The organism is Pseudomonas sp. MS01C9, from assembly GCF_058202755.1.
Genome location: NZ_CM177073.1, coordinates 5215798 through 5230353, shown reverse-complemented (window position 1 = coordinate 5230353; position 14556 = coordinate 5215798). Strand labels below are relative to the sequence as shown.

13 protein-coding genes are annotated in these 14556 nt (G+C 64.5%); 3 read left to right on the top strand and 10 right to left on the bottom strand.

Translation table 11 applies throughout. The annotated features are described in order from the left end of the window. Positions 1-61: 61 nt before the first annotated feature. The 5 genes from gspD to gspG are packed head-to-tail and all read right to left on the bottom strand — an operon-like array spanning position 62 to position 5594. A complete protein-coding gene (gene gspD, locus AC1M7R_RS23725) occupies positions 62-2422 on the bottom strand; it encodes a type II secretion system secretin GspD (RefSeq protein ID WP_490609964.1) in 2361 nt (786 codons plus the stop codon). Beyond that, positions 2419-2979 carry a type II secretion system protein M gene (locus AC1M7R_RS23720; protein ID WP_072458822.1) on the bottom strand — a complete coding sequence of 187 codons (561 nt, stop codon included), beginning with the start codon at positions 2977-2979 and terminating at the stop codon, positions 2419-2421. Before AC1M7R_RS23720 ends, gspD begins: the two co-directional genes overlap by 4 nt. Further along, the gene (gene gspL, locus AC1M7R_RS23715) at positions 2972-4153 is read right to left on the bottom strand and encodes a type II secretion system protein GspL (protein WP_490609963.1); all 1182 of its coding nucleotides are present in this window, start codon (positions 4151-4153) and stop codon (positions 2972-2974) included. Before gspL ends, AC1M7R_RS23720 begins: the two co-directional genes overlap by 8 nt. Further along, positions 4150-5136, bottom strand: a complete 987-nt coding sequence (gene gspK / locus AC1M7R_RS23710; RefSeq protein WP_092181127.1) for a type II secretion system minor pseudopilin GspK — start codon at positions 5134-5136, stop codon at positions 4150-4152. Before gspK ends, gspL begins: the two co-directional genes overlap by 4 nt. Before the next feature lie 8 nt (positions 5137-5144). Next, positions 5145-5594, bottom strand: a complete 450-nt coding sequence (gene gspG / locus AC1M7R_RS23705) for a type II secretion system major pseudopilin GspG (RefSeq protein WP_490609962.1) — start codon at positions 5592-5594, stop codon at positions 5145-5147. Between the two features lie 150 nt (positions 5595-5744). On the opposite strand from gspG, the gene gspI reads away from it, so the two are divergent. Beyond that, the gene (gspI, locus tag AC1M7R_RS23700; RefSeq protein WP_092181130.1) at positions 5745-6119 is read left to right on the top strand and encodes a type II secretion system minor pseudopilin GspI; all 375 of its coding nucleotides are present in this window, start codon (positions 5745-5747) and stop codon (positions 6117-6119) included. Between the two features lie 26 nt (positions 6120-6145). Here gspI and AC1M7R_RS23695 read toward each other — a convergent pair whose 3' ends face one another. Next, a complete protein-coding gene (locus AC1M7R_RS23695; RefSeq protein WP_072458826.1) occupies positions 6146-6577 on the bottom strand; it encodes a general secretion pathway protein GspC in 432 nt (143 codons plus the stop codon). Between the two features lie 119 nt (positions 6578-6696). On the opposite strand from AC1M7R_RS23695, the gene gspH reads away from it, so the two are divergent. After that, the gene (gene gspH / locus AC1M7R_RS23690; protein WP_072391241.1) at positions 6697-7149 is read left to right on the top strand and encodes a type II secretion system minor pseudopilin GspH; all 453 of its coding nucleotides are present in this window, start codon (positions 6697-6699) and stop codon (positions 7147-7149) included. Further along, positions 7146-7757 (top strand): type II secretion system protein GspJ, encoded by a 612-nt coding sequence (locus AC1M7R_RS23685; RefSeq protein WP_072391238.1) that lies wholly within the window; start codon positions 7146-7148, stop codon positions 7755-7757. Before gspH ends, AC1M7R_RS23685 begins: the two co-directional genes overlap by 4 nt. Positions 7758-7941: 184 nt before the next feature. On the opposite strand, the gene pgm is transcribed toward AC1M7R_RS23685, so the two are convergent. The 4 genes from pgm to AC1M7R_RS23665 all read right to left on the bottom strand — a co-directional run bounded on the left by pgm (position 7942) and on the right by AC1M7R_RS23665 (position 14315). Continuing rightward, the gene (pgm, locus tag AC1M7R_RS23680) at positions 7942-9582 is read right to left on the bottom strand and encodes a phosphoglucomutase (alpha-D-glucose-1,6-bisphosphate-dependent) (protein ID WP_072391235.1); all 1641 of its coding nucleotides are present in this window, start codon (positions 9580-9582) and stop codon (positions 7942-7944) included. 91 nt (positions 9583-9673) lie between these two features. Continuing rightward, positions 9674-11071 carry an aminotransferase-like domain-containing protein gene (locus AC1M7R_RS23675; protein ID WP_072458829.1) on the bottom strand — a complete coding sequence of 466 codons (1398 nt, stop codon included), beginning with the start codon at positions 11069-11071 and terminating at the stop codon, positions 9674-9676. Between the two features lie 75 nt (positions 11072-11146). Then, a complete protein-coding gene (locus AC1M7R_RS23670; RefSeq protein ID WP_072431079.1) occupies positions 11147-12634 on the bottom strand; it encodes a hypothetical protein in 1488 nt (495 codons plus the stop codon). 655 nt (positions 12635-13289) lie between these two features. Beyond that, the gene (locus tag AC1M7R_RS23665; RefSeq protein ID WP_072391226.1) at positions 13290-14315 is read right to left on the bottom strand and encodes a zinc-dependent alcohol dehydrogenase family protein; all 1026 of its coding nucleotides are present in this window, start codon (positions 14313-14315) and stop codon (positions 13290-13292) included. Between the last annotated feature and the right edge of the window lie 241 nt (positions 14316-14556).

Sequence of the window (14556 nt, the reverse complement as noted above, 5' to 3'; positions counted from 1 at the left end):
CCACAGACTCTTGGGCTGGCTTCAGCCTTGCGCATGCCGCGAACACTCAGAGGGCTGATGCTCATTGACGAGAATCTCCCTCGACCGGCACCGCCTTGATCGCCGCCCTCGGGGTTTGCAGCCCGACCGGCGCCGCGCCGGGGATCGCCTTGGCCGAGGCCGGCAGTTGCGGCGCCTGCATGTCCGGCATGGCCCAACTGCGCTCCGGTTGCAGCAGGCCCTGGGCGCGGCGCATGAAGTCGTAGCGATTGAGGGTGATGCCGCGCCCCGCCGCCGTGTCACGGATAATGTAGGGCCGCAGGAACACCATCAGGTTGGTCTTGATGATCTGCCGCCGCTCATTGCGAAACAGCGCACCGATGCCAGGGAGGGTCGACAGCCATGGCACCGCGTCGTTGCTCTGGCTGTAGCCATCCTGAAGCAGCCCGCCCAGGACCATGATCTGCCCGTCGTCCAGCAGGATGCTGGTGTCGATGGCGCGCTTGTTGGTGACAATCCCGGTGGTGCCGGAGGCGCGGTTATCGACGCTGCTGACCTCCTGATAGATATCGAGCTTGACCGTGCCGCCCTCGGAAATCTGCGGCCGCACGTTGAGCTTCAGGCCCACTTCCTCGCGGGTCACGGTCTGGAACGGGTTGTTGCTGGTGCCGCCGCCCCCGGTGACATAGCTGCCACTGACGAAGGGGATGGTCTGGCCGACGAAGATACTCGCGGCTTCGTTGTCCAGGGTCAGCAGGTTCGGCGTCGACAGCACGTTGGTGCCGCCCTTGCTTTTCAAGGCCCTGGCCAGGACTTTCAGGTCGAGGATCTTGCCAATGCCGGGAATGTCCACGGTGCCGTTGACCACCCCCAGGTTCAGGCCCGGGGGCAGTACGTCGATGCTGGTCTTGCCGTTGAGGTTGAGCCCCGTGCCGCCGAGATTGACGCCTCCGATCACGCCGCTGCCACCGAGATCGCCGGTCTGCCATTGCACGCCGAATTCGCTGGCGTCGTCCTCGCCGACCTCCACGATCAGGCTTTCGATCACCACCTGGGCCCGGCGCTGGTCCAGCAGGTCGATGACTTCCCGCAGGTTGCGGTAGAGCGGGTCCGGCGCCGAGATCAGCAAGGTGTTGGTGGTGGCATCGGCCTGGATGGTCACACCGCCGGCGCTGAACGCGGTGCTCTGCTCGTTCTGTGTCGAGGCTGAAGCCTGCCCGCTGCTGCCCTGGCCGTATCCGCCGCTGGTGGGGGCGACCGCGCCGCTGTTCCCGCTGCTGCCATCACCGCTGCTGCCCTGGCTGCCCTGGCCGTTGGTGCTGGCGCCCATGCCGCTGAGCACCGAGCGCGAGTTGTCGTGGCCCTCGGTTTCGCTCTCCCCGGTCAGCAGGCCGCGCAGGGCCTGGGCCAGTTTGCCGGCCTGGGCGTTGCGCAGGTACACCACGTGCAGGTTGCTCGGATTGTTCTGGGCATTGTCGAGCTTGTAGATCAGGTTGCGCGCCAGCTCGGTGCGCTCGGGGCTGCCAGCGCGAATGATGATGGCGTTGGAGCGCGGGTCGCCGATCACGTTGATCTTCTGGGTCTGGTCACCGCCCTGGGTTTCCAGCAGGTCGGAGACCATCTGCGCGATGTCCACGGCAATGCCGTTCTGGATGGGCACCACGTCGGTGTCGATGGCGCTGGGGGTGTCGATGCCTTCAATGAGCTGCGCCACCCGCGTCAGGTTCTCGGCGTAGTCGGTGACGACGATGGTGTTGTTGCCGGGGTACGCGTTGATCGGGTTGTTGGGCGAAACGATGGGCCGCAACACCGGGATCAGGTTCACCGCGTTCTCGTATTGCAGGCGAAAGGTGCGGGTCAGCATGCCGTTGCCGGCCGGTTTGTCGGCACTGTAGATCGGCCCGCCCAGCAGCTTGGCATCGGCTTCGGGCACCACTTGGGCCACGCCGCCCACGTCCACCACACTGAAGCCCTGCATGCGCAGCGCCGCCAGCAGCATGTCGTAGGCCTGATGGGCGGGCACCTGGCCCTCGGATACCAGGGTCAGGTTGCCCTTGACCCTGGGGTCCACCAGGAACTGCTGCCCGGTCGAGCGGGACAAGGCTCGCACCACGGCCTGGATATCGGCCTCGACGAAGTTCAGCGTGACAGGTTGATCCCCCAGCGGATTGCGCCCAGGCGTGCTGGCGCGGGCTTCGCGACTGCGGGACGTGAGATCGACCGGATGCCTCGCCGCAGGTTTCTGTTCCCGCGAGGCCTGGGCCCGCTGCCGGTCCAGCAACGCGTCGCCCGTGCGCTGGGTATTGCCCAGCGGCATGCCCAGCTCACTGTCCACCAGCAAGGGTGGCTGCGAGGCTGGCGGCGTGCTGTTGCAGGCGCTCAACGCGAGCAACAGCAACGGCGCGGCCTTGTGCCAATGACGTGGATATCTGGCCCCCTTCATGAAGCTTCCTTAGCGCCTTGCGCCTGATCCATGCGAACGGTTCCGGACAATGTGCCGGCGGTGTCGGTGTCGTCGGAACTGGCCGGGCCCGTGCGTTGCAAGCGGGCCTCGATCACTTCCAGGGAAAATCGTCCGGGATAGCTCAGCAACCAGTCGATCGCGCCATCGGCCGGAGCGTCCTGGAGGGTCAGTTGCCAGGCGTTGTTACCCGGGTCGGCAGCCTGCAGCTGATAATGTTCGCCCAGTCCGCTGGCCTCCAGGGTCTGACGCAATGCCGACTCGACCGGCTGCCCCTGGGCAGGCCCGCCGACATCCCGCAGCAGCACCTCCAGCGCTTCGGTCTGCGAACGCAGCTTGGGGGTTTCTGCCTGCCAATAGGCGATGGTCTTGAGCGGCGGCTGGATCAGGACCAGCCAGACCAGGCAGCTGCCCACCACCAGCGCCGCCAGGGACACGGCGCGCCGCTCTCTCAACGCCAGGCCCTGCCAGGCGCCCTTGAGACGCGAACGCAGGGTCTGCCAGCGAACCTTCAGTCGGGTCAGGGAGGGGTTACTCATCGTCGGCTTCCGAGGTGTCGTCGGGGGTGTCCGCGGCACCCGTACCGTTCGAGGCCGTACGCAACAACCAGCCCTGCTCGATGGCGACGACGTCGATGCCGGCCTGGGCCAGGGGCATTTTCCAATCGTCCGCGGCGGTGGCTTTCTGCGCATCGGCGACGACGGTCAGGCGTAGCTCACCGTTATCGAAGACCAGGGTTTGCACGTTGCCGCCCATGAAGGGCATGGCGCTGCCGGCCTGTCGCACAAGGGCAGCGAAGCGCCGGGCCGGATCGGTGGCCGAGCCCTCGCGACGGGCAGCGATCTGCTGACGCGCCTGTTGCAATGGGTTGAGGACCACCGGCAACTGCGGAAACGCCTGCTTCACCCGCTGGGTCATCTGCGCCTTGAGCCGTTGCCCCTGGGCTGCGTGGCGGGCGGCGTAGAGATTCAGACCAACGACCCAGACCACCAGGGCCAGCGCGCAGATCGCCGCCGCCCGGCCCCAGCCCCCACGTCCGGTCGTGCGCTGGTTCAGCCCCCCATGCAAGCCCCAGCCCGGCACGGCACCCGCCAGGCGCTGGCTTGCCGGCAAGGTCGCGATGGAAGGCTGCGGCGGCGACTCTCCCACCCAGTGCAAGCCCGGCCCGGCGTCCATCAGCCATGGGTCCGCGGTCTCCCCGACCAGCGGCTGTATCTCGGCATGCTGCGGGCCATGGCGCACCAGCAGATGTCCGTCTTCGATACAGGCCACCGGTCCGGCCAAGGCCGGCAAGGCGTAGGCCGCCGGGTAAAGGCCGCGCAACCTCAGGCCGGCCTGTTGCAGGAGGCCGCCGAGCAGGTTGAGCGACTCGCGGTCCAGCCAGGCAATCGACACCTGTCCATCGGGGTCCCGAGGGCCGTGGGCGACCTGCATCCGCTCGCAGGCCCCGAGCATCAGGGCCTGGGCCGCGCAGGTCACCGCCGCACTGATTTTCGCCGCCGGTAGCGAAGGCAGTTCCAACCGAGTCAGCAAACTGTCCCGGGGATGAAGGAAGCATTCTACCGACAGGTGTTTGGCGCCCTGCCCCAAGGCCCGGAGGCTGCTGCGCCCGTGTTCGCTCACCCGCCCCTGGCGGTCCAGCCAGGCAAACGCCAATGGCGTGTCGAGGTCCAGGCTCCCCAGCGGCGCCAGCGCTACCCGCAGCCGCTTCATACACCCACCCGTGACCAGATCACCTGGGGCAGCCGATCCGGGCTGCGCTGCAGCAACGCGTCCAGTTCGACCCGACGCTGACCGCTGCGGGCCTGACCGCGCAAGCGGAACCAGTCGCTGGTGATGCCGACCTTGACGGCGGTGGTTTCCAACTGCGGCATGCGCAGGCGATTGACGAAATCGCCGCGATTGATGAACCAGTGGCCACCGTCGCGCTCGGCCACCAATGCCTGGGCCTGTTGCAGCGACAGTCCGGGTACGTAGGCAGCCAGCACCTGAGCACTGGCGGTATTGCCGTTGAGCCAGGTGTTGGCCGGCAGCACGGTGACATGGGGCGCCAGGGTTTCCAGTATCTTGGTCGTGACCCCCTTGAGGCCGTGCAGATCCTGCAACGTGCGTATCATCGGCCGCGTGGGCGCCAGCGGCGTGCCGCCGGCGTGGGGCGAGGTGTCGCGACCGCTGTCGAAGGTGTGAGCCGTCGTCGCGGCATTCGTGCGCTCGGTGTCCGGCAATCTCGGGTACCCCGCGATGACGCGTTCGACGATGCGCCCGCGTACCGCCGCGGCAACACCCAGTTGCTCGCACAGCCGTTCGAAGGCCCGTAGTTGCTCCGGGTCCACCCGCTCGTTGGCGACGAGGTTGCGCAGGTTGAACTTGCCTTGCTCGTCTTCCAGGTGTCCTTCGAACGGCGTTTCGACCGCGCTCGAACCCGGTATCACGATGGGTTTCGCCCAAGGCTGGCCGAAACGCGTCAAGGGATCACGTTGGCGGGCCTCCCACAGCAGTTGGCGGCTCCATTGCAGGCCGCCTTGCAAGCGTGCCGTTCCCTGGATACGTAGCTGTTCGGCCTCCACGCTACGGGTGAAGAGGGTCTGGCGGGCCAGCATGCCGCCAGCGATGACTGCCACCACCGCGGCGATCAACAACGCGCTGATGACGGCCATGCCACGCTGCTTCGCGCCGTTGGGCGAATCCGTGCGCATCACGTTCCTTACAGCTGCCAGGAACCGATGTCGGCGTTGACCCCGTCGCCGTCGGGCTGGCCGTCGGCGCCCAGGGAAAACACATCGACTTCACCATTGGCACCGGGGTTGAGGTAGTTATAGGGACGACCCCACGGATCGTTGGGCAGGCGCTCCAGATAGGAACGCCAGGTGCTGTTCTTGGCATCGACCGGCCGCTCGACCAGGACCTTGAGGCCCTGGTTCATGCTCGGGTAGCTGCCGTGGTCCAGACGATAGAGCTTCAAGGCCTGCATCAGGCCGCCAATGTCCTGTTTGGCCGCCGTCGCCCGCGCCTGGTCAGGCCGGTCGAGCACCTTCGGCACCACCATCGCCGCCAGGATGCCGAGGATGACCACCACGACCATGATTTCTATAAGGGTGAAGCCGCACTGCCCGCTGGGGCCTTGGGGACGGGCAGTGTAACGGGCGATCTGCATCTCGACGGTCCTTCGCTGGATTCGATTCGAGGCGCAGTGTTACAAGAAAATATGTCAGTGATATTGAAATTGGTCAGGAGCTTGCGTCTTCAATCGGTCACGAACCCCGGCTAGCCTTGGAGGCTTGCCTTCACCGATCGAGTCCTAGCCATGTGCCGCCCCGCTCCGCAAGCCGGCTTCACCCTGATCGAAGTGCTGGTGGCCCTGGCGATCATTGCCGTGGCCATGTCGGCCGCGGTGCGCGTGGCCGCAGTGATGACCCAAGGCAACGGCCTGTTGCGCGACAAATCCATCGCCCTGCTGGCCGCCCGTACCCAACTGGCGCAGTTGCGTCTGCAAGGCCGCTTCACCCCGGGCACCCGGGTATCGGACTGCGACCAGGGGCGACTGCTGCTGCGCTGCGAGCAGAGCCTGCGCCCGGCGGAGAACGGGCGGATGCTGCGGGTCGAACTGAGCGTGTCCGACCGCAGCCGCGAGGCGCCGCCCCTGGCCCGGCTGGAGACGCTGGTCGGTCGGGAAAAATGAGCGCCGGACCTGCGTCCGCTCGCTGTTCAACGACGTATCAGGGAAGGCAGGCTCACCGAATCCGGCAGTCGGGCCAGGGGTAGCCGGGTCTGCTGGTTGCCGCGTTCGATCACCACCGCTTGCGCCTCGATCGACACCAGGCGTATGCCGGGGGCCACTCTCTCGCCCACCAGGAAACCGCGGGGTGGCCCGTCGTTGAGGCTGAGGATCGCCACGGCCGCGCGGGCACCGGCCATGACGCCGCTGACCTTGATGTCCACTGATGCCGGCTGGCTGGAAAACCACTGCAACGCCGGGTTATCGGAACGCTCGGCCATGCGTTGCGGCGTCACGTCCGGTGTGCGGGATTCGGCGGATGTCGTCAATAACGAAGACCAGGTCGCCACCCCGGCCAGCGCTGCCAACAGGCCTAGCGCCTGGACGATCTGCGCCGGCGACACACGCTCTATGAGGGACATGACCTGGCTCTCCTTGTATTGATTCCGGCGTTCAGCGTACGCGTCAATTCTCTCCGTTTTATTTCACATGCTTATCATCTTCGCCGTGCAGGATGACGCTCAACGCAAAGGAGCGCGCCATGGGCCGGGACAGGCTGCGGGGATTCACCCTGATCGAATTGATGGTGGTGCTGGTGATCGTCGGAATCGCCAGCGCCGCCGTGAGCCTGAGTATCCGGCCCGATCCGTTGAAGTTGCTGCGCCAGGACGCCGAACGTCTGGCGCAATTGCTGCAACTGGCCCAGACCGAAGCCCGCGTCGACGGGCGCCCTATCACCTGGCGCGCAGATGCCAAGGGGTTCGGCTTCAGCCGTCGTGCCGACCAGGGGACCGGCCTGGACCGTTTCAAGGACGATCCGCAACTGCGCCCGCGTCGCTGGCAGAGTTCCTCCCTGCAAGTCGATATCGAACCGGGGCCACGTGTCGTCCTGAGCGCCGAATGGATTGCCGAGCCCCTGCAGATTCGCCTGTCGGATGGCCTCAACAGCCTCACCGTGCAACGCAGTGACGCCGGACGGATACAGGTCCGATGAACAACCGGGAGACAGGTTTCACCTTGCTGGAAGTCATGGTGGCGATCCTGCTGATGGCGGTGGTCAGTCTGATCGCCTGGCGCGGGCTGGACAGCGTGACCCGGGCCGACAGCCACCTGCAGGCCAGCACCGAACAGACTGAAGCGCTGCTACGGGTGCTGAACCAGCTGGAGCGCGACGTGGCCCTGCGCGCCAGTACCGAGTTGAGCGAACCGATGAAGCCCGGCGTTGACGACGAACCCTCCACCGCCCCACCCGCCCTGACCGTGCGCAGCACCGAGGGTCGGGGGTTTCGCCTGGATGTCATCCGTGTCTCCGCGACCCAGGAAGGCCAGCTGCAACGGGTGCGCTGGTGGCTCAAGGGCGACACGCTTTACCGCGCCCAGGGCCCGGCCCGCAGCCACTACCCACTGCCCGCCCCCGGGCCGGGGGTGGCCGTGCTCAGCGAAGTCAGCGATGCCGCATTGCGGTATTGGGACGTGGAAAAAGGCTGGCGCAAGCTCAGCGGCAACCGCCGGGACAACCCGACAGGCATCGAAATCAGCCTGACCCGCCGGACACCCCAGGGCCTGGAGAAATACCGGCAGGTGCTGGGGCCTTTGGAATAAGCCCCTTGCCATCGCCTGGACGCTCGATTTCGCGGGCGCGCGCCCATAGGGATAGAGATGGCGCCGAGATCTTCACCCGGATTTCCGTGGCAGCGAGCCTGCTGGCGATAGCGGTAGGTCAGTCAACCTCTTCGCCCACTGAACCGCCTTCCCGGGCAGGCTCGCACACGGTCCTCCTCACAGGTCAGCTGATGGCGCCATCCACGAGGGCTTGCGCCTCGCTCACCAGTTGCTTGAGGTGTTCATCGCCAATGAAGCTTTCGGCGTAGATCTTGTAGATGTCCTCGGTACCGGACGGACGCGCCGCGAACCAGCCATTTTCGGTCATGACCTTCAGGCCGCCGATGGCCTGGTCGTTGCCCGGGGCATGGCTGAGGATGCTCTGGATCGGCTCACCGGCCAGTTCGGTGGAAGCGACCTGCTCTGGCGAAAGCTTGCTCAACAAGGCCTTCTGCTGCGGGCTGGCCTTGGCGTCGACGCGCACCGAGAACGGTTCGCCCAGCTCATCCGTCAGGGCGCGGTAGGCCTGGCTTGGATCACGACCGGTACGGGCGGTCATTTCCGCCGCCAGCAGCGCCGGGATCAGGCCGTCCTTGTCGGTGCTCCAGACACCGCCGTCCTTGCGCAGGAACGAAGCCCCGGCGCTCTCTTCGCCACCGAACCCCAGGGAACCGTCGAACAGGCCATCGGCGAACCACTTGAAGCCCACCGGCACCTCATAGAGACGACGACCCAGGCGCCGGGCGACGCGGTCGATCAGCCCGCTGCTGACCACCGTCTTGCCTACCGCCGCATCGGCGCGCCATTGCGGGCGGTTCTGGAACAGGTAGTCGATGGCGACGGCCAGGTAGTTGTTTGGAGCCAGCAGTCCACCGGACGGCGTCACGATGCCATGGCGGTCATGGTCCGGATCACAGGCGAAGGCCACGTCGAACCGCTCCTTCAGGCCGATCAGCCCCTGCATGGCATGACTGGAAGACGGGTCCATGCGGATCTGCCCATCCCAGTCGACGGTCATGAAGCGGAACGTCGAATCCACCTGGGTGTTCACCACCTCAAGGTCCAGGCGGTAATGCTCGGCAATGGCCGGCCAGTAGCGCACCCCCGCTCCGCCCAGCGGATCGACGCCCAGGCGCAAGCCGGCGGCACGGATGGCGTCGAAATCGATGACGTTGACCAGGTCGGCCACGTAGGTGTTGAGGAAATCATGGCGGTGAGTGGTTGGGGCTTTCAGCGCCTGCTCGTAGCTGATGCGCTTGACGCCGGCCAACTGGTTGGCCAGCAATTCATTGGCCTTGGCTTCGATCCACTTGGTGATGTGGGTATCGGCCGGACCGCCGTTGGTAGGGTTGTACTTGTAGCCACCGCTTTGCGGCGGGTTGTGGGACGGCGTGATGACGATGCCGTCCGCCAGGCCGCTGGTGCGCCCGCGGTTGTAGCAGAGGATGGCATGGGACACCGCGGGCGTCGGGGTGTATTCGTCGCCTTCGGCGATCATGACGGTCACGCCGTTGGCCGCCAGCACTTCCAGGGCGCTGGCACCCGCCGGGGTAGACAGCGCATGGGTGTCGATACCGACGAACAGCGGCCCGTCGATCCCGTGGGCTTCTCGGTACAGGCAGATCGCCTGACTGATCGCCAGCACGTGCCACTCGTTGAATCCCAGGTCGAATGAGCTGCCACGGTGACCGGAGGTGCCGAAAGCCACACGCTGGGTGGCAACCGAGGCATCGGGCCGGCCGGTGTAGTAGGCCGTCACCAGTCGCGGGATATCGATCAACAACTCTGCCGGCGCCGGCTTGCCCGCAAATGGACTGACTGTCATGCAAAACCTCTGAATGGAGTGGCTTGGGAAATGGAATGCAGTTTACTGACAGTTCGACCGTGGCGCGATGGGTTCGATCCATCGCCCTGCATTACGATTGCTCGAGCCTCAAGGCCTCGGCCAGCGCCCAGAGCGCGACGTCCATCTCATCCGATCCGCCCAGGGCATGGGTCAGGCGCAGATGCTGGGCATACAGGCCCTGGAGGCTGAACAGCTCCCCCGGGGCAATGACGATCCGCTGGGCAAGCAGGCGCTGGAACACCCGCCGCGGATCCACCCGTCGCAACGAGCGCACCCAGATGGTCGCACCTCCCTGGGGCTGCACCCATTGCACGCTGTCCCCCAGCCGCTCGCCCAGCAGCTGCGTCGTAGCGCCCGCGCTGTCGCGCAACAGACGCCGCAGGACCAGCACGTGCTGATCGATCCGACCATTGCTGTACAGCCGGGCGATGGCTTTCTGGCGAATCGGCGACAGACGAAACGCGCGCAGCAGGAAATGCCGTTGCAGCGGCAGGGTCAGCTGACGCGACAGCACATAACCGTACGGCGCTTCAGGGCCCACGGTCTTTTCGAAGGTGGAATAGACGATCAGCCGATCCGGGTCCAGCAGGTCACGAAAAGGCGTGGCACCCGTTTCGAATGCCAGGTCCGTGTAGCTGTCGTTTTCCAGCACCCAGGTGCCATGCATCTCCAGCAAGCGAGCCACGGCGCGACGATTGCCTTCGGACGCGAGCGTGCCCATGGGCATGTTCAGCACAGAGGAGAGCACCACCAGGCGCACAGACTCGTTGGCCAGCAATTGTTCCAGTAGCTCCAGGCTGATTTCGCCATCCCCCAACAAGGGCAACTCCACCACCCGGACCTCAGCCGCTTGCAACAGGCGAAGGAGGGTCCAGTCGCAGGGCGATTCCACCAGGACCGTCGCGCCCCGCAGTTCCAGGACCGCAATGAGGATTTCCAGCACGCCCCTCGGATCGGCACCGATGTAGACATCATCGGCATTCCAGCAGCGGGCCGGCGAAGAGGTATACCGGGCCGCCAGGGCGGTACGCAGTTCCTGTTCACCCCAGGGTTGCGAAGGCATCTGGGAGGAGCGTGGATACTGGCGCAACAATTCGCGCTCAAGCAGTAGCAGCGGACTGTCCAGGGGCTGCAGCGCGGCAGGCTCGTCGGCGCTGAGTACTCGCATGCCCGGTCGCCGTGCATTGACATACAGCGTCTCGAGCAAATCGTCGCCCCCCTCCAGGGTCGCGACGCAGGGCACCGGCGAGGCGTAATACCCGGACTTGGCGATGGAATAGACCCGCCCTTCCTTCTCCAGCAGCGAATAGGCGTACTGGATGGTGGAGATCGACACGCTCAGGCGGTCGGCCAGTTGCCGCAACGACGGCAGGCGCACCCGGGCATCGGCGCCCAGTTCGTTGATCAACGTCGTCAGGTAGCGATAGACCGCCTGGTAGGCGAAATCCGTTTCCCGCCCTCCTTTCATGACTTCAGGCTCGCCATTGATGCGAGCACCGAACCGGCCGGGCAGTCGTTGAATAAATCCGTCAAGCCGCGCCCCTCAATGCCTGGCCGAGCGTTCGCGCAGGCCATCGGCGTCCAGTCCCGGCGCGTCATCGTCGGTGTCGTCCAGGCCCTGTTGCGGATCGACTCCGGACGCGTTTTCCTGGTCCGGCGCCGCGATGCTCGCCCCATAGAGCCTGCTGAGCATGTCGATGGACAGGCCGCTGACATCCACCATCCACTGCGCCACCTGGTCGGCGATGGGCGCGCCCTGCATGGCCTTGTGCAAGTCCGGCATCGCCACCAGCATGCCGGGATGGCAGCAGCGCAGGAAATGCTCGAGGCCTGCGCCTTTTTCGACAAAGGGCGCGAACAGCATGCACACCAGTTGCGCTTCGTTGAGCCCCAGCGTCTTCTGCGCTTCGAGGGCGGCCAGGGCACGCCGCTCGGCAATGGCCGAGGGCGGACCGAACAGCTCGTTGGCCTGCGCGCAGGCATGCTCCGGCAGTTGCTTGCGGTGCATGATCATGACAGCCCGTTGGACATAGTCGCCATAGCCCGTCTCGTAGCTGCGCCCCTGCAGGTAGCAGGCCTGCAGGCCATGCAGATGAGCCGACAGCAGCGGGCTGAGGTATTCGTTCTCGGGGGAAGACGCGATGAAGTCGTCGGTTCGCACCCGCAGGAATTCGCTGAACAGCGGCCAGTTGGTTTCCTCGGAGCGCTCGACGATCAGGTCGTCGATACCGATATGCCCGACGCGACGGCAGGCCTGGAAACAGCCCTCGGGTTTCCACGCCCCGACCCGGTGCGCCCCGTAGAAATGCTGGAAGAGATCGCCGCCAAGACCATCGAGCTGCGCGAACAGACTGTCGAAGGTGCCGGTTGGCTCGGTGACCAGGCCGATCTTGCGGGTCGCCCGTCGAAGGCCCGCCATGAACTGCTTCTGCTGGCGTGGCGTATCGCTGCTCACCAGGGAATCGACCCCCGCCTCCCAGCGCGCCATGTGCCGATAGAACTCCGCCATGGCCAGATAGCCATCGTCGCCGATCTCCAGGGGGCTATCGGGGGAGCGAAGGTGCCCCAGGACCAGCATGTCCATGCGATTGGATTCGTGCCCGGCCACCGACAATGGCTGGCGGTGATTGAACGGCACCACTTCGCGGTTATCACTCATCAGCAGTTCGACCCGGGGATCGTCGTAGACGAACAGCGCGCTATAGCAGCGGTGGATGTTTTCCAGGGTCGACTGGGTGGTCTCGCCCAACCGCGGCGTGGCGACACGCAGGTCGAAGGTGACCGGATGCCGGCCGGCAATGCTCAATTGCGCCGCCCTCAGGGCCGTCAGGACATAGAAACTGTCCCGGCTTCCGTTCTGGACCGTCAGCACCCGGTAATCACCGATCCGCTCGATGCCGCCGGCGGCGACAATCAGGCGTTGTATCAAAAGCTGCAACGCCGTGCGCTCGGCACGGGAATAGAAACTTAACAGTCGCTGCAATATCTGTTGATACACGTGAACCATTGCCTGCTCATGAATTGCACTCATAACCATTTACCTGGAAATTCGAATATCGGCCTCGCACCCACTGATGTGACCGCGCGACATGTTGGGCTGGAGGATCTGTTCTACTACTGCGAAGAGTATTGTTAATACGCTTGAACTTTGCTTGCCGTAATTATTTGACACATACATTGAGCGCCAACCAACTTGCGTCCAGGGTCCGGCTCAAACCCGCACAATCATTGGCTTTCAACAAGCCACGGGCGCGTCCTAGGAGATTTCCGACAACGTCCCACAGATAATGAGTACAAAAAACAAAGAACATGCTGAACTTTAGTGAACAGTCTGCCCCACGCTGTTCTTCTGACAATCGATAGAAGAACCCGGACCCAATAACGGCCAAAGCATCTTGAACAGGTATTGAAGGACGAAGACCTTCCGAAAACGTGTATTGCACCACGACTTCTTCCTTGAGCTGAAAACCAGCGTTCAATTATCAGGACTTCATTAATGATTAGAAGATACAGATTAAAGGCAAAAACCAGCTCAGTTGTCCGGGGCACAAACGAAGTGGGTTCGAACGAAAGGCAGGCGCAAGCAACCGTGTCAGCACGGATTCACTGGCCTGATGGCGGGGATGACCGGGTCGGGTCGAGGATGCGCAAGAGCCCGTTGCGACGACTCTTGCGCGGGACGGACGTCAGGCGGGATCGACCACCTGGAGGGCAACACGCTCGCGGCAAGGGCATTCGTCCATGTAGCGGTGCGCCTCAACAAACTCGGCGAACGGGAAAACACGGGTCTTGAGGGGCAACAGGACGCGATCGGCCGTCAATTGGTTGATATCGCGCAGAGCCCGTTGCAACGCTACGTGGTCCTGGACAATACCCAGTTCCGGCTTGCCCGTGAAATTGCCAATGCAATGCACGAAGAACTGGATGTTCTTCTGGAACGCCGCACAGGCCGGGAATGGCGTCTGATTGCCACCTTGCAGGCCGTACAACACCAGGCTGCCCCGTGGCGCCAGCACGTCGCCCAGCAAGGACATCTGCGGTCCGCCAAGGCCGTCGAACACCACGTCGACACCGCGATTGTCGGTAAGCTTGTTGATTTGCATGAGCAAGTCCTGCTCTTCCGTGACGATGACCTTCTCGGCCCCCAGGGACAGCAGATACTCACGCTCATCGGAGGTCTTGGTGGCCGCGATCACCCGCACCCCCAGCGCCTTGCCCAACTGGACAAAGGACGGACCGGCGCAATGGCTGGCATCCGTCACCAGGGCGAACTGCCCGGGCTTGACCCGCGCCAGGTCGACATAGGCGAAATAGGCGATCAGCAGCGGCGTGTAGTGCACGGCGGCTTCGATCGGGCTCAGGACGTCGGGATATCGGGTCAGCGCGGTGCGCGGCAGCACGATGAGCTCGCCGTACACCGGATAATCGTTCGGGCTTTCGGCGGGGAAGCTGGCGACCTTGTCGCCTACGGCCAGGTCGTCGACACCGTCGCCCACGGCGGTGACCACCCCAGCCATTTCATGGCCCAGGCCAGAAGGCAGGCGAGCCTGGGACGACGCCAGGTTCTGGCGCCAAAGGGTGTCATACCAGCTGATACCGATCGCTTCTACGCGGACCTGCACTTCTCCTGGCGCAGGAAGAGCCGTCGTCTGCTCTTCGCATTTGAGCACCTCGGCACCACCAAACTTGTGAAAACGGATCGTGCGGGACATCGCAAACCTCGTCAAAGTAACCTCTAATGCCCTGAACTCTATCCGGGCTTTGTGCCCAAGACCATCAGTGGCTATTAATAGTCGACATGCCTGTCATTGATTCCGCCATCAGAAAACCACCAGCCCTGCAGGCCCGCTCCTAGGCTACGAAACGTCTTGGGACCAAGCTCAGGCAAGGCGAACACAGCCGGGCAAGCGCAGCGTACCGGGGTACATGAGCCTTGCGAGGCCGTTTTCAACG

Coding starts and splice junctions, on each gene's coding strand:
- AC1M7R_RS23675 (WP_072458829.1), bottom strand. CDS start 11,071: ATGAAAGGAGGGCGGGAAACGGATTTCGCCTACCAGGCGGTCTATCGC.
- gspL (WP_490609963.1), bottom strand. CDS start 4,153: ATGAAGCGGCTGCGGGTAGCGCTGGCGCCGCTGGGGAGCCTGGACCTC.
- AC1M7R_RS23695 (WP_072458826.1), bottom strand. CDS start 6,577: ATGTCCCTCATAGAGCGTGTGTCGCCGGCGCAGATCGTCCAGGCGCTA.
- gspK (WP_092181127.1), bottom strand. CDS start 5,136: ATGCGCACGGATTCGCCCAACGGCGCGAAGCAGCGTGGCATGGCCGTC.
- gspI (WP_092181130.1), top strand. CDS start 5,745: ATGTGCCGCCCCGCTCCGCAAGCCGGCTTCACCCTGATCGAAGTGCTG.
- gspH (WP_072391241.1), top strand. CDS start 6,697: ATGGGCCGGGACAGGCTGCGGGGATTCACCCTGATCGAATTGATGGTG.
- AC1M7R_RS23670 (WP_072431079.1), bottom strand. CDS start 12,634: ATGAGTGCAATTCATGAGCAGGCAATGGTTCACGTGTATCAACAGATA.
- pgm (WP_072391235.1), bottom strand. CDS start 9,582: ATGACAGTCAGTCCATTTGCGGGCAAGCCGGCGCCGGCAGAGTTGTTG.
- AC1M7R_RS23665 (WP_072391226.1), bottom strand. CDS start 14,315: ATGTCCCGCACGATCCGTTTTCACAAGTTTGGTGGTGCCGAGGTGCTC.
- AC1M7R_RS23685 (WP_072391238.1), top strand. CDS start 7,146: ATGAACAACCGGGAGACAGGTTTCACCTTGCTGGAAGTCATGGTGGCG.
- gspD (WP_490609964.1), bottom strand. CDS start 2,422: ATGAAGGGGGCCAGATATCCACGTCATTGGCACAAGGCCGCGCCGTTG.
- AC1M7R_RS23720 (WP_072458822.1), bottom strand. CDS start 2,979: ATGAGTAACCCCTCCCTGACCCGACTGAAGGTTCGCTGGCAGACCCTG.
- gspG (WP_490609962.1), bottom strand. CDS start 5,594: ATGCAGATCGCCCGTTACACTGCCCGTCCCCAAGGCCCCAGCGGGCAG.